The 14515-nt window shown below is 38.3% G+C and carries 13 protein-coding genes; 1 reads left to right on the forward strand and 12 read right to left on the reverse strand.

Going from position 1 to position 14515, the window contains the following annotated elements; translation table 11 throughout:
- Positions 1 to 20 precede the first annotated feature (20 nt).
- The 10 genes from AC27GZ_RS01750 to AC27GZ_RS01795 all read right to left on the reverse strand — a co-directional run bounded on the left by AC27GZ_RS01750 (position 21) and on the right by AC27GZ_RS01795 (position 11321).
- The gene (locus AC27GZ_RS01750; protein WP_487093155.1) at positions 21 to 620 is read right to left on the reverse strand and encodes a Maf family protein; all 600 of its coding nucleotides are present in this window, start codon (positions 618 to 620) and stop codon (positions 21 to 23) included.
- Between the two features lie 19 nt (positions 621 to 639).
- On the reverse strand, positions 640 to 1119 hold the full coding sequence (mreD, locus tag AC27GZ_RS01755; protein WP_487093816.1) for a rod shape-determining protein MreD: 480 nt from the start codon (positions 1117 to 1119) through the stop codon (positions 640 to 642).
- Positions 1119 to 1988: a rod shape-determining protein MreC gene (gene mreC / locus AC27GZ_RS01760; RefSeq protein ID WP_487093156.1), complete on the reverse strand. Its 870-nt coding sequence runs from the start codon at positions 1986 to 1988 to the stop codon at positions 1119 to 1121. Before mreC ends, mreD begins: the two co-directional genes overlap by 1 nt.
- A gap of 179 nt (positions 1989 to 2167) precedes the next feature.
- Positions 2168 to 3211 carry a rod shape-determining protein gene (locus AC27GZ_RS01765; RefSeq protein WP_487093157.1) on the reverse strand — a complete coding sequence of 348 codons (1044 nt, stop codon included), beginning with the start codon at positions 3209 to 3211 and terminating at the stop codon, positions 2168 to 2170.
- A gap of 273 nt (positions 3212 to 3484) precedes the next feature.
- Positions 3485 to 8428 (reverse strand): DUF6701 domain-containing protein, encoded by a 4944-nt coding sequence (locus AC27GZ_RS01770; RefSeq protein ID WP_487093158.1) that lies wholly within the window; start codon positions 8426 to 8428, stop codon positions 3485 to 3487.
- A 58-nt stretch (positions 8429 to 8486) separates the two neighbouring features.
- Complete coding sequence (locus tag AC27GZ_RS01775) at positions 8487 to 8948, reverse strand: type II secretory pathway component (RefSeq protein WP_487093159.1); 462 nt, start codon at positions 8946 to 8948, stop codon at positions 8487 to 8489.
- Complete coding sequence (locus AC27GZ_RS01780) at positions 8938 to 9804, reverse strand: prepilin-type N-terminal cleavage/methylation domain-containing protein (protein WP_487093160.1); 867 nt, start codon at positions 9802 to 9804, stop codon at positions 8938 to 8940. Before AC27GZ_RS01780 ends, AC27GZ_RS01775 begins: the two co-directional genes overlap by 11 nt.
- Positions 9804 to 10355: a type IV pilus modification PilV family protein gene (locus AC27GZ_RS01785; protein ID WP_487093161.1), complete on the reverse strand. Its 552-nt coding sequence runs from the start codon at positions 10353 to 10355 to the stop codon at positions 9804 to 9806. Before AC27GZ_RS01785 ends, AC27GZ_RS01780 begins: the two co-directional genes overlap by 1 nt.
- On the reverse strand, positions 10345 to 10809 hold the full coding sequence (locus AC27GZ_RS01790; RefSeq protein ID WP_487093162.1) for a pilus assembly FimT family protein: 465 nt from the start codon (positions 10807 to 10809) through the stop codon (positions 10345 to 10347). Before AC27GZ_RS01790 ends, AC27GZ_RS01785 begins: the two co-directional genes overlap by 11 nt.
- Positions 10810 to 10847: 38 nt before the next feature.
- Positions 10848 to 11321, reverse strand: a complete 474-nt coding sequence (locus AC27GZ_RS01795) for a type II secretion system protein (RefSeq protein ID WP_487093163.1) — start codon at positions 11319 to 11321, stop codon at positions 10848 to 10850.
- Positions 11322 to 11521: 200 nt separating this feature from the next.
- Here AC27GZ_RS01795 and AC27GZ_RS01800 point away from each other — a divergent pair, with 200 nt between their 5' ends.
- The gene (locus tag AC27GZ_RS01800) at positions 11522 to 13186 is read left to right on the forward strand and encodes a PglL family O-oligosaccharyltransferase (protein ID WP_487093164.1); all 1665 of its coding nucleotides are present in this window, start codon (positions 11522 to 11524) and stop codon (positions 13184 to 13186) included.
- A 126-nt stretch (positions 13187 to 13312) separates the two neighbouring features.
- On the opposite strand, the gene AC27GZ_RS01805 is transcribed toward AC27GZ_RS01800, so the two are convergent.
- Together AC27GZ_RS01805 and AC27GZ_RS01810 are read right to left on the reverse strand one after the other, a co-directional pair.
- A complete protein-coding gene (locus tag AC27GZ_RS01805; RefSeq protein WP_487093165.1) occupies positions 13313 to 13780 on the reverse strand; it encodes a type II secretion system protein in 468 nt (155 codons plus the stop codon).
- Positions 13781 to 13818: 38 nt separating this feature from the next.
- On the reverse strand, positions 13819 to 14409 hold the full coding sequence (locus tag AC27GZ_RS01810; RefSeq protein WP_487093166.1) for a prepilin-type N-terminal cleavage/methylation domain-containing protein: 591 nt from the start codon (positions 14407 to 14409) through the stop codon (positions 13819 to 13821).
- Positions 14410 to 14515 lie beyond the last annotated feature (106 nt).

Here is a 14515-nt window from a genome sequence, read left to right on the forward strand (position 1 = left end):
AACGCTACTGATACAGTCGGTTACAGGGCTGATTGAATACTCGTCGGTAAACCTAGCTCTGTTAGCATTTGCGCTGTTTCATACAATGGTAAACCAACAACAGCGGAATAACTGCCATTAATATTCGTGACAAATTGCCCACCTATACCTTGAATAGCATAAGAACCGGCTTTGTCACATGGCTCCCCTGTGTGCCAGTAACGTTGAATCTCACTAGTTGATAACGTTTTAAAGCTCACTTGAGTAATTACTACTGCCTGAGTATTTATATTATCACCAACGACAGCAAGACTGGTGAAAACTTGATGTTTTTCGCCACTTAATTGTTTCAAAGTACGAATGCAGGCTGATTCGTTTTCCGGTTTCCCCAATAGCTTGCCATGATGAACTACACAAGTATCTGCGCCTAAAACTAGTGTATTTGCTTGTTCTTGTGTTGATAAGCGATCGAATACTGTTTGCGCTTTTTGCTCTGCTAACCGCAATACATAATCTTTAGCCGTTTCACCATTGTGAGCTGTCTCATCTATATCAGCCACCAAAATAGTAAAATCATAACCTAACTGCTTTAACAGCGCTTGTCTTCTAGGTGATTGTGAAGCCAGTATAAGTTTTTTCATGAAGTTATTTAGCTACGTATTATTTGATAGAAAAGTGACGACGAACTTTACGAAGCAATAAGAACATCCATGGCCATAAAACAATAGAAGTGATCACTGGGTATAAATAACTGGTTAGAAAAACCACATCGACTAAAATTCGTTGCAACCAAAAGACCACAAGATGATATAAAGCAGCTAAAATCCCAGCTATAAGGGCTTGTTGTCCTACTGAAAAGTTACGTATTTTTTGATAACTTTCCGCCACAATATAAATGGCAATTGCCATGCCAGCAGCATGAACACCGAGTACAGAGCCAAGCAATACATCTTGTAAAAATCCCATCACCCAAGCAGTAATAATATTCACTCTATTGGGTAAAGCCATGGTCCAATAAATTAACACAATTAACACCCAGTCAGGGCGAAAAGCATCAACACTTAAAGGTAAAGGCATAATGCTAGCCATTAAAGCAATTAGCAGGGTAAATATAATAATAATGCCATTATGTGCAAGCATCATTGACCTACCTTTTGCGTTGTTGCTTTCGGGGCAAAAATACTTTTAGGTTTACTTTCAGACAGTAGTAATAGGTAACGTAAACGATCAATTTCTGCTATGGGTGTACTATAGACACTCACAAATTCACGAGATTCATCTTGGCTGATAAAAGACACTGTCGCTACAGGATAACCTTCAGGGTATTTTCCGCCAAGACCAGAACTCACTAACAAGTCTCCCGTTTTAACATCAGCACTATGTGGGACAAAGTTATGGGTTAATCGATCAATTCGACCACTGCCACTGGCTAACATTCTTAAACCATTGCGTTTAACTCTTACCGGTACAGCATGAGAAACATCTGTGATTAATATAACCCGTGAGCTTGTTTGACCAACATGTAAAATTTGTCCCACAATCCCTTGCGCATCAAGCACAGGTTGCCCTTCGTACACGCCATCACTAGCACCACGATTGATCACTACATGGTGAGTATAGGGATCACTATCTACCGATAAAACTTCCGCCACCATTTTTTTAAGATCACTGCGAAGTGGTGACGCAAGTAAAGAGCGTAAACGGGCATTTTCTTGCTTAACAATATCAAGCTGTAGCGCTTGCTCACGAAAGGTTAATTCATTTAAACGGTATTGCTGATTTTCACTCATCAGCTGTTGACGGGTCACTAAATTTTCTGATGCCCAAGTCATCACTTGTTTAGGCGTATTAGCAATATATTGCAGTGGACTCACTAAAGACTGTAGATAACCTCTAACTGATTCAAAACTGGCCATTTTATGATCAAAGAAAATTAATAACGCAGAGCAAATCAGCACTAAAATAAGTCGGTGGTGGGGTGATGGGCCATGTTTAAAAATTGGGTTCATATAAAACCAGTTACACGCTTTAAATGGTAAGTTCTATTCATCTCAACTCAATTTAGTAAATTGATAGTTTCTTCGCAGGAATTTATTTCAACAACAAGGCTAAAGCACGGAGTTGACGCTAGTCAATAAGTACTTTTAACGCGGTTATTGAAATAAATAACAAAGAAGAAATATCAATTTTATTCATAAGAGAAAAGATCGCCCCCATGCATATCAATCATTTCTAGGGCTTTACCGCCACCTCTTGCAACACAAGTAAGTGGATCTTCAGCTACTACGACAGGAATACCTGTTTCTTCCATTAATAATCGATCTAAGTCTCTTAATAATGCCCCGCCACCAGTTAATACCATACCGCGCTCTGAAATATCAGAAGCTAGCTCTGGCGGTGACTGTTCAAGTGCAACCATAATAGCACTAACAATGCCTGTTAATGGCTCTTGTAATGCTTCAAGTATTTCATTGCTATTTAAGGTAAAGCTGCGAGGTACACCTTCAGCTAAATTACGACCACGTACTTCTATTTCTACTAATTCTTCACCAGGATAAGCCGAGCCAATTTCATGCTTGATACGCTCGGCAGTTGCTTCACCAATTAAGCTACCAAAATTCCGACGAACATAATTAATAATAGCTTCATCAAACTTATCGCCACCTATACGTACTGATGACGAATAAACAACACCGTTTAATGAAATAATACCCACTTCAGTAGTACCACCACCGATATCAACCACCATAGAACCAGTCGCTTCAGACACTGGCATACCAGCACCAATTGCAGCCGCCATTGGCTCATCAATTAAATACACTTCACGCGCGCCGGCACCCATAGCAGATTCTCGAATAGCACGACGTTCAACTTGTGTAGAACCACAAGGAACACATACTAATACTCTTGGGCTAGGACGTAAAAAGTTATTACTATGCACTTGCTTAATAAAGTGTTGTAGCATTTTTTCAGTGACAAAAAAGTTTGCGATAACACCATCTTTCATCGGACGAATAGCTTCAATATTACCCGGTGTACGACCTAACATTTGCTTAGCAGCAACACCCACGGCTGCAACACTTTTTGAGCCACCAGCCCTATCTTGGCGAATAGCAACTACAGAAGGCTCGTTTAGAACGATACCTTGTTCTTTAACATAAATAAGAGTGTTTGCTGTACCTAAATCGATAGATAAATCGTTAGAAAACATACCACGTAATTTTTTAAACATAAGCTCGAAATATCCTGTGAAAATGCGAGTTAATTAGTAACTTGTTTATAATGCTTATTACTGATCGACCAATCATACCCTAGTATGCATAAAGATGCGAAGTACAATTGTTATTTAACCTCAACTGGGCTTAATAAATTTTTCTAAAAATGTTTTTTTAGTCTCTTGAGTAGTTAATTTGCCTGAACTTGGCAAAAACGCCCTTTCATCAAAATAGGAAGCCTCTGGCAAGATAACATCAAATCACTATATTAACCTAACGTAAATATGGTATTAGTTAATAACTTCTCGTTGGTAAATAATTCTATCATTACCTCTAAACAAACCAAAGGTTGCTATTCCCGTTGGGTTTTCATCGAAAACCTTAACTTCTACGCCGTTCCAGTTCCAGTCATACTCTAACCACGGATAAACATCATATTCGACAAAAATCGTTCCTTGCCTACCAGCGCCAGGGGCAATCAACTTCAACGCCTTAGTTTCGCCATGGGGTAATTCATCATCAAGCTGACCATTCGCCGTATTCATTCTGGTGAATAATTTATTTAATGTTCCACTTGTTAGGGTGATGTTATCAGTATTAAAGTGAGTACAAACATCTAAATCATTAACAACAAACTGTCTTGAGGCATTAAGGTATTGCACAGAAAAAGGTTGAGGTAAATCAGAAGTTTCTGGGCCATAGCTGTTGGCTAAATAGGCACGACCGAAACGTATTTCTTTACCTACAGGATTTAAGGTAATAACAGTATCTGTAGCAACACCAGTATCACCTACATCATCGGCATCGTTCGCAGTTACTCCATCTCCATCAACCACACTAGATAAGCTCAGATTAATATCAGCAATAAAAGGCGCTACTTCTGAATTTTGCTCATGAGTATAAATAAAATTATCATCGCTGCTATATTCATAACTTAGCACACCAGCTGTTTCAGTAAGTGTGCCATCACTAAAATTACTGGTAAGTTTCACCTTATTAATACCATCAACACCATCAGTGGTGATATCTTCAATAGGCGCATCCACTAATGTCCCAGAGCCATTATCTACTTGGAAGCGAGTGATACCAGCAAGTGATAACAGATTAAAATCGCCGGTATAATTACGGGTATGATCGCCATCAAGAGTTTGTGGAGTAATAGTGACTATTGGAGGCAAAAGATATTGTAAAACACCAATATCTTCATCTGCTACAGTACCTTGACCAATATAGGCAAAATCCATATCAGGATTTATACCAGCACACACTGCAGCAAAGCTGCCATCGGTATCAATAGTTAGTTCAAAATGATGTGGAATAAACCGCCCAACATAAGGCTCATAACCAAGCACATTACTCGCACCTAGGTAACTATTATCTATTAAGCTCGCTTCAAAACTAATAATACCTACTTCATCATAAACGAGAGCATTACCATTAGCTTCGCTATGGGTGGCGACACCTGAAATAAATTGATTGAAGTTATTGTTTTCTAAATCCCCTAATTCCGCGGGATTAGGTAAATACAAATCATGATTTATGATTGCGGTTTCAGGAACAACTTCATTACCAAAGTTTACCGCAACTAAATTATCAGATAAATCGGCACCATCATCAGGAACACCATCGTTATTGTCATCATCGCCAGCTTGCCACTGTACAGCGCTAAGGTGGGTAGTAAAACTTTCACCCGCAGCAATAAACACATCCCCTAAATGGCTAGTTGCTTTAGGATTATTTTCAACATCAATATAAAAACCTAGCGGCTTAACAACAAAATTATTTGAGGAGCCAAACATATAATTGCCTGTTGGGTTTCCATCACTATCAGGAATGTTATACCTTGCAAAAAGTTGAATTCTACCCGCGTCTGGATAGGTAAGAATAAACTCAGCAGTATTAACCGTATCATCACTAAAATCTAAACTAACTGTACTGTAAGTTAAGGTATCTGCGTTATTTACTGTACTTATATTAAGGGTATTCGTTAAGTTATCTATCGCGACTTGATTACCAGCACAGGCTACAGGATCAACACAAGTGGCGGCCATTTCCATTTTAGTCGTGTCAACCACAGCCGCTTGACAAGCGCCTGAGTCTGGATTCTTCTCTATCGCTTGAATCTTTATTACACTAGCATTGTAACCCGTATTAGATGGTTTGCCTGATAGTTGTGTTGGGATAGGAGTCCCTTCAGTATCAGCGAAAAACCTAAATCCGGTATCTTCAAAGGTAACATCACAATTACCTGGGTTACCATTAATACACTCAAAGGTTTGATCCAAACCTAAAGTCGCTACGCCAGCAGTGGTGTAATTAATGGTAGTATCTGTACTTCCTACCACAGTAACCGTTTTATGAAAGCCTCCATTAATAAAGAGCTGTACGTCAGTTGCATCATTATAAAGTATCGAACAAGCAGCATCCGAGCACGCCTTGATATTAATATTATCAGCTTCACACGTTAACCCTTGTCCATCAATGGCATCAATTTCAAAGTGGTCGATGTAAACAGCACAAGGATGAGTTTCATTATAAATCTCATTCACTTCACTTTGACTTAAAGCACTACCATAAATTCTAACTTCATCAATGTTGCCATCAAAATATCGTCCTACAAAACCTTGATCTTGACCAATTTGTAAAGGATCATTATTTAGAATTAAATTACCAGTATGCGTTCTGGAACCTCTTTCAACACCGTTAACATAGATTTTTTGTTCACCACTTTTATAAGTAATGGCGATGTGATACCAATTGCCCGGAACAATATTTGCTCCTGATGAGGCAAAGGAGCTTGTACTCCACCACCAAAATATTTCACCGGAAGAATTCAGATGAAATTCATAATTTTCATCTTTAGACAATATTGTTTTTAATCCCGAAGAAGGTATTGAGTCTGGACGAATCCAAGTAGTAATTGTTAACTCTGTTTCAAGATCAAGCTGCGGATCATCGGCTACTTCGACATAACCATTACTGCCATTAAACACGCCATAACCACAAGTACCAGGATTACCAACAATTGCAGGGCTAGCTTGTTCAGTAGTAGCATTATAAGCTCGAGCATGAAAATTTCCTGTTTCATCGATAACTTCACCAGCAGCGCCAGTCCATGACACTTCATCCATACGCCACTCAGCAATCAATGATGAACTACAAGCAGATTCATCTGCCATATCCGTATGAATTTCAGTTTGAGAAATGACTTTGTTATAGAGGCGAACTTCATCAAAACGGCCATTTGCAGAAGTTCTAGACGCTAAAGAGGTGTTATTATTTCTAGCGTAAGTACTGGCGTTATCACCAAAGACAACATCCCCTAAATCACTGAGTTGACCATTGGTATTAAAGCTTTGTTCAAGCCTTAAGTTTCCATCGACATATAGCTGAAAGGTGTTATTAGTTAAATCCCATGTCGTTGTTATGTAGTACCATGTGGCGGCATCACGGATAGTGCCACTAGGCTCAGTCATTTGGAAATCAGCGTCACTAGAGTCTTCAAAGGCAAAACGTAACAAGCCATTCGCTAATATTTTTAAAGTAAAATATTTACTGTTTACCGTATCAGGGCCAAAAGAGGCGTCAAATAGAGTTCTTTCACCGCCGTTATAGCCACCTTCATCCCAGTCTGTATTACTATAAAACCAAAAACTAATACTGCCTTGGACACCAATATCTGTATCTAAATCTAAATTAGAAGTAAACGCATTATCGGTGGCTATTTCTTGGTTAGTGCCATTTGAATCAAAAGCGCGACAATACTTACCGCCAGAGGTGGAGGCACCACCTAAGTTGCTACCGTGATTATCAAAACCACTACTATCATCAATTTGACTATTAAAATTATCTTGTTCAAAGTGATATAAGCCGAGTAAGTTTGAAGTTGGCTCTACTACCTCACAAAACCCATGTGGATCAAAGCCATCAAGATCCTCAATATCAAAATTAAGTTCAACATCATCCTCAACGGTTAATTTATCAGTATTTACCGTAATAGCGCCGTTAATAACTACATCTTCATTAATTTTTATCTCTTCATCTGCAACGATATAAACGAAAGCATTTAAGGTTGAATCTTTTCCTATTTCTACTTTTTTATCGGTTTTTATAACCAAGAGCACTTCTGCAGGAACACCTGAAGCATTTAAATTGGTTCCTTCCGGGATAATAATATCATCGCCGTTACTCTCGATGTAAACGACTGCAGTGCCATCGCTATCGGTATAATTAACCGTGGTTCGATTAGAGCGCCAGTTATTATAGAAATTGTAATCAGTATCAGTGATTGATCCTCGATTAAACTCACCAAGATCACTACCCCCGGAAGGTATGGTAGGTAAACGTTCCTCAGTAACATCTTCAATAGAACAGTTACTACCATTACATTCTGCGCTACCCTTTATATCAATATCTCCAATATTACCAATACTACCTAAAGGGCTATCTCCGGGAAAAAGAATGTCACAACTTGGAGGGGGTGAAGGTATAACTGTTCCCTCACAAAAATCACCAAAATCAGGCTCTGTATCTACAAAAGTAACTTGTGCTGCATACCCCAAATCAATATTTCTACCGCTAATCGCCCCCTCTATTTGAGCAGCTTGTTCAATATCCACGTCTCTTTCAGCGTATAGATATGCATTGACAAGAGTTTGATAACCAATATCCATATCATCATCGCTATAAAGCAATAACTGGCCAGTATCGCCGTCTAGGTTAATTTCACTTGCTTGGGCTAAAATAATGTCATCTCGCACAAACATGCGAACAACACCAGAGCCCTCGACTATGATTTTACTTTGATAATCAAGCCTTAAATCACCACGAAGCCGGTAATCACCTGGTTTAACAATCAAGGTAGCGTTGGTGGCAAAAGTGATATTGTTATATACACCTGGCTCAAGAGTCAGTGTTTGAAGATAGCCAATATTAATATTGTTGTTATTATTAGGAAAACTATTCCAGTTTTCCGATTCGGCTGAATCACCTGAATGGGTACAGTTACTGGTATCACACGTTAGGAGTAAATTAACACTGTCATTAATATTGCTACTAGATTCAAGGGTGTTATCTGGGCTATTAAATACTTGCGCATCTTGTGCAAAAGTAATTTCACCACTGTTGTTATTATTTTGAATAGCATCAGGGAAAATAGCCGAGCACTGCTCTGCCAACACGGTACCTGCATTGATAAATAATAGAAAGAGCGTAACGCAAAAACGAAATAACATTTAAGCACTCCTAAATTTCAGGGGGCTATTTAAATAATGGCAAAAATTATTAAAAGGGTTAATTAACACTGCGAGCCTCTACTTCAATAGTGCGGCTAGTATTAAAACCAGCAAAACTACAAGTACCTGTACTTGTTACCGTATAATATTGAATACCTTCATGACTGATACTGTCGTCACAAGTGATAGTAAAATCACAATTTTCTATCCCTATAGTTGTACTGATATCAGGCTCAACAATAATGTTTTTACACAGCGTAGTACCCGGTGTATTTAAAGGGAATAATTCTGCTAACTGCCACTGAATACCTGCTTGGGCAGCGGTGTAAGCTCGAGTGCCCGCCACTTCATACACCACAGTTTCACCACTCGATTGCTGCATACGGATCAGTGCACTCCCCAATAAAGTCATAATCACTATCACAAATATAGCGGTCACTAACGCACTACCAGACTGTTTGCTGTTAGGTAGGGTCTGTTTAATAACACAATGATTTATACCACGAATATTACGGGACATTTGACACCTGTATCTCGTTATTAAAAGTAACCTGCTCAAAATTTGAAGTAAAAGTTAATTTAATCAGCACCATTGAATTTCTCAACTGGGTGGCTTCTGTTAACCAAAATGGGGGAATAAGCACACCAGATTCATGAAAACTAATATTTTCAGCCATTAATACCCCAGTAGAATTAGGCGTATTATCAGCATTGCGTGTGTAATTCTCATGTCGCCTTAATTGGCCACTTTGCACACAATAACTCACAGCATGATTAAAAAAGTATAGGCGATTTGTCGGTGAATCTTCAGCAAACGTTTGCGTTGAATCTAACTTAATTGTCCACTCGTTACCTGACTTAGTAATGGTATTATCATCTAATGTAAAAACCTTATTCGTTGCTCCACCATAAAATTCATTATTACTTAGTACGTATACACCTACATGTAAATCAGGAGCAAAACCGCTATTAAATAGCGCTTCATTAAAGGCAATCACTTTAATCTCATCGGTGGCTGGCTTTGGAGACACAGGAATATCAGTATAAATAGTGCTTAAAACTATAGGGGTAAATTCTATACATTGCTTAGCTGTGCTTCCGGTTAAACCGTTTGTATTTACCCTTACACTATTAGGCACCGCTGAGCGTACTTCTCTATTTAAGCGCTCAATGGCAAAACGCGCTGACGAGACTACATTCTCTCGGGCAGTAGCATCAGTATAAATTTGAGTACCAAAACCAATAAAACTACTAACACCAACGGCGAGTACCCCTAAAATAATCACCACTAAAATAATTTCAATCAATGAAAAACCCCGAGTTTTTTTAGCGAGGTTTATTGGCTTTTTCTTTGCCGTATTGCTTAAATTAGCCATCAAAAATTTGCCTTATATGAAGAAAAGACAAAATCAAAATCATTGGGTGTTGTCACTGTAATAGTGATCAATTTAGCCAGCTCGATACTATTGCTACAAGCGGCAGAAAAGTTGCTATAACAGACAGCTACATTGACATTAAAACCTGGGTATAAATCTGCAAAATTTTCATTAAGGGCATTGGTTTCTGAGCTAAAGTTAAAATCTATATAATCATCAACATCATTATAAAGCGCCCGTTCAGTTTCACCGCTATCGGCGCCAAGGTTTGCGCTATTAGTACATACAACGGCATTTTCACCACATCGAATTAAGCCACCTGTCATATCTGAATTTTGATCAAATGCACGAGCAAGAATTTCGTTCATCATAGATTGACCTAACTCTGCCGCTCTCACCTGGTGCAGCTGTTCAGCGCTTCTTTCTGACAAAGGCAAAATAAGTGATGTCAGTAATGAAAAGGAAATAGCCAATACAACAACCCCAACCAATAACTCAATTAAGGTAAAGCCCTGTAGTTTTTGAAATGAGGCGTTTCGTTTAATTTTCATGTATATAGCCCTCTGATTCTATCGCTACATACAAAGTACTATCGCCAAGTACCGTAATTAAACACGCGCTACAACTTGGTCGTCCCATACTGTCAAAGGTAAAGGAGTAATTACCAGAAGAAACATCAAAACTAACATCATGACCTGATTGAATCACCACAGAGGTTGTTTCACTGTGCCAGTTACCTGAAGATATATTACAGTTTTCAGGAATACCCAACCCTGTTGCTGTCACTAATATCAAATGACATTCGCTGCTATTAGTCTGCTGCATTGCTCGCGTTTGAACAGCGCGAAGCTTGGTGATAACTTCAGCTTGATAGGTATACTCTTGAAAGCCGGTAGAATTGAAAAACTTAGGCACAATGGTTACCGCCATAATCGCTAGCATAATAATGACTACGATAAGCTCTATCATAGTAAAACCATTACTTTTAGCCTGATTATTTTTCATCGCTGCCCTTTTAAGCTGACGTTTAAGAAATCACCTTGTTAAACACACGGATTAACCGTGATAACTGGCTTTTGTGTTGCTGTGGCAACTTCATAGGTAACCAAACAATCATCGGTGATCTGAGGGATAACTTCTAATGACGGCTCATAAACTATTAAGACTCCCGATCTCGTCGCCATAATAAAATCATTACTATCAAGATCCAATAAATTTTGCCAACCCATCACTGACGCTGTTGGGTAACCGTAATTAATATTTATCTGCGTGCCATCTGACAAGGTGATCACAGGGGCAGGTGAATCGGACGAGGAGGCATTTTGATTACCGGCAACAAGCGACTTGCCATAAACAAGAGCTGAAGCTCCTTCCATGGCAGCTTTCACCCCATGAAATGTTGAGGTTTGAGCATCAGCTTGCAGATTAATAAACCTTGGCGCAGCCGTAACTGCTAAAATACCTAAAATAACTATGACAACAACTAATTCGATTAATGTAAAACCTTTATTATTCATTTTATCTACCATTAACATCAGCAACTACTAAACAGGATAATTTTATCTAAATATCCAAAATATCATGTCGCTATATTACAATAATTTATTGATAGATGGTAAATTATTCAACCATTGCCTGAATCAATTACATTTTTGAGTTTATTTTGTCACTGACTAACTTTTTTAAAGCTTTTCTCACCGCATATTTATTGATAGGTATGCATATCATTTTAGATACACCTGGCGGTACTGGCTTATATTTATCCTACAATATAATTGCTTGGTTATTTGTTGTCATACTAATTTCGCTAGGCTTGTGGAAAATATCGGTTAATCAAAAAATATACTATAGTCATATGCTTATCGGGCTAGCATTTGGTTATATTTGTTTATTAATACCCGTCTTCTATGGCTTTGAATTTACTGACCATGCCATCCCTCGCCTATTAGCTTTAACAGGTGGCTTGTTACTATTATTTAGCTTATATCAATTTAAGTTTTCAAAAGTCGAGCAAACACATTTACTCTGGTTGATTGTTATAGCTGTAGCGTTAGAAGCCAGTTTAGGGATTGTCCAATTTTTCTTTTTCGAAGCCGGGTTTTGGGGAGGATATAAAGTGGGTATAAGCCGTCCTCATGGCGTATTTTTACAACCTAATGTGATGGCTAGTTTTATGGCGACAGGCTTAGCGATTGCGCTGTTTTTATCTGTCACCACACATAAAATTAAGTTAACTCATCACTCACTTGCCATGATACAAAACTGGCAAAAGCCGCTACTCTATTTTGTTTTGTTCACTACCAGTTTTTTACTGGTAATTTTGCAGTCCCGTACAGGTTATATCGGCGCGATTATTGCCATACTTTTACTCATTCCCTATTTAGCCAAAAAAGCACCTAAACAACTCGCTATAAACTTCGCTATCATTGCATTAGGGATTAGCACGGCTTTTGCCAATTTCAATGACAGTCAGATCCCTAAAAGAGATAGCGATATTTATCAATCAATTGGCGCGCGCGATGTTATTTTTGAAGTAAGCGCCAATATGATCATCACTAAACCCATTTTAGGACATGGTTATGGGCATTTTGAACGCAGCTTTATTGATCACTTTAATCAATACGCAATAGAAAATCCCGAAGTAGGTAAAACCATTGAGCGTTTATCTCACCCTCATAACGAGATACTTTTCTGGGTTGCTGAAGGGGGGATTTTATCTTTATTAGGCTTTATTATCTTAATCTTTGCCTATATAAGGATGTGGTTAAGAATACCAATTAAAAAGGCGCTAGCATTATTGGCCCTTCTCTTTCCTATCTTATTGCATAGCCAGCTTGAATTTCCTTTTTACAGCTCAGCTAGCCACTTTATTATTTTTATCTTGTTACTTTGGGTGACGGATACTCAAAGCCATTTCAACCAACAAAGTGCAATATTGGTGGTATCGATACAAAAAACCTTTTTAATTCGTTTTTTTTCGCTATTAGAGCCGGTAGTTTTCATTCCCTTTTTAATCACCAGTATGCACACCGCTCATATATTAGTAGAGCATGAGAAGAACCAATACCAATCACTTGAACGATTAAGCGATATTATTAACCCTATAGCATGGCAAAATAGATTAGACAGCATAGTATACGCTCACATTTTAGTTTCAGGTATGGCAGAAAAAGATCCTGTAAAACTTGAGCGCTACCTTGAATGGGGATATCAAAGAATAAAATACCTACCACGCGCAAATATCTACTCCAATATGCTTCTTGCCTTAAAAGTATTAAACAAAAAAGCACAGTATGAGTTATTACTAACTGAAGCGAAAAAAACCTACCCACATCGTAATAATTGGCATGAAACCATAGTGATTTCTATGCCTATTCAGTAACCTTAACCAAAAACAAATGTCATAAAAAACGGCATAAAAAAAACCGAGCATATCGCTCGGTTTTTTCAATATGGTTACTGCTAACTCAGCTTATGCCAAGTGAAATAACTATTTTATAAAGTGCTATTAACAGCCTGTCACTGTACTTGTGATACTTGGACGAGTTTCTGTATTTGCTAAGCCAGAAGAGTCATAAACAGCCACACAATCTGCTGCCGTGGTAGCATCAACGTGCTCAAAAGAACCAGCAACACCGCTCGTTTCAACAATATCATCATCTAATTCAAGTAAATCAACCATAGAAGCATTAGTTGGCCAGCCATAAGTAAAGTTGATAGTGCTACCACCAACACTCATTGCATCACCAGTGGCAGCAAGATTACCTGCTACTAAAGCTTTCGCATGCGCCATATCTGCCGCTGAATTGATTGAACCACGCACAGCTTCAATGACTGAACCTTTTGCATCTGACGTTAAATCAATAAACTTAGGTGCCGCTGTTACAGCTAAAATACCTAAAATAACAATAACAACAACAAGCTCAATTAATGTAAAACCTTGTTGCTTGTTTGTGAAGTTAGTTAAGCGCTTCATAGTGTTTCCTTTCTTATATTTAAAATTTTGAACTTGATTTAGTTATTAATATTTACCACAACAGAGCTATCAGCATTGTTATAGGTAAAGTTATTTCCTACCGAAGTATCTGCAGGGGTTTCATAAAGACCGTTATTATCTTGATTTAACGTTTCTCTTAAGAAGTACTGACATTCATTATTGGCAACACTGACAAAGTAATTCATGCTGTCGTCATTGTTGATATCATTAATATCTGAAGTAATTGTTGGTGGCTGTGCAAGAATACCTTGCCAAACCGCAATACAATCTGCCGCTGCCATTGACACACCAGTAGGGTTATCATTGCGATCACCCGTTGGGTAGCCAGGTCGGATATTGTTGTTATTGCCAGGCGTTGTTAAAAATAACTCTGCACCATCATATTCTATACGGTTAACACCGCCAGCAGTAGGACGTGCTTCTGCTTCCCACTGCGCTCTTGCTAAAGAGACACCAGTAGCAAAACCACCAGCCATGCCTTCAATGTTAGCTTGCTTAGCTTGTTCAGTTAAGTCTAAAAATTTAGGAATAGCGGTTACTGCCAAAAAGCCTAAAATCACAACCACAATAACCAGTTCAATTAAGGTAAAACCTGATTGCTTTTTCATGGTGGCTCCTTTGTTCATTCGTTGTTTCATAACTACCTCTATCTATAAAAACGATTGTAACAGTGATTTATTTACTAAGTCACTTATTTAACACTAAAATTACAAA

It is taken from the genome of Colwellia sp. SU-HH00943 (genome assembly GCF_057546125.1).

Excerpts from the sequence above, each read along its gene's own strand:
- AC27GZ_RS01750 (WP_487093155.1), bottom strand. The coding sequence starts at position 620 with ATGAAAAAACTTATACTGGCTTCACAATCACCTAGAAGACAAGCGCTG.
- mreD (WP_487093816.1), bottom strand. The coding sequence starts at position 1,119 with ATGCTTGCACATAATGGCATTATTATTATATTTACCCTGCTAATTGCT.
- mreC (WP_487093156.1), bottom strand. The coding sequence starts at position 1,988 with ATGAACCCAATTTTTAAACATGGCCCATCACCCCACCACCGACTTATT.
- AC27GZ_RS01765 (WP_487093157.1), bottom strand. The coding sequence starts at position 3,211 with ATGTTTAAAAAATTACGTGGTATGTTTTCTAACGATTTATCTATCGAT.
- AC27GZ_RS01770 (WP_487093158.1), bottom strand. The coding sequence starts at position 8,428 with ATGTTATTTCGTTTTTGCGTTACGCTCTTTCTATTATTTATCAATGCA.
- AC27GZ_RS01775 (WP_487093159.1), bottom strand. The coding sequence starts at position 8,948 with ATGTCCCGTAATATTCGTGGTATAAATCATTGTGTTATTAAACAGACC.
- AC27GZ_RS01780 (WP_487093160.1), bottom strand. The coding sequence starts at position 9,804 with ATGGCTAATTTAAGCAATACGGCAAAGAAAAAGCCAATAAACCTCGCT.
- AC27GZ_RS01785 (WP_487093161.1), bottom strand. The coding sequence starts at position 10,355 with ATGAAAATTAAACGAAACGCCTCATTTCAAAAACTACAGGGCTTTACC.
- AC27GZ_RS01790 (WP_487093162.1), bottom strand. The coding sequence starts at position 10,809 with ATGAAAAATAATCAGGCTAAAAGTAATGGTTTTACTATGATAGAGCTT.
- AC27GZ_RS01795 (WP_487093163.1), bottom strand. The coding sequence starts at position 11,321 with ATGAATAATAAAGGTTTTACATTAATCGAATTAGTTGTTGTCATAGTT.
- AC27GZ_RS01800 (WP_487093164.1), top strand. The coding sequence starts at position 11,522 with ATGCATATCATTTTAGATACACCTGGCGGTACTGGCTTATATTTATCC.
- AC27GZ_RS01805 (WP_487093165.1), bottom strand. The coding sequence starts at position 13,780 with ATGAAGCGCTTAACTAACTTCACAAACAAGCAACAAGGTTTTACATTA.
- AC27GZ_RS01810 (WP_487093166.1), bottom strand. The coding sequence starts at position 14,409 with ATGAAAAAGCAATCAGGTTTTACCTTAATTGAACTGGTTATTGTGGTT.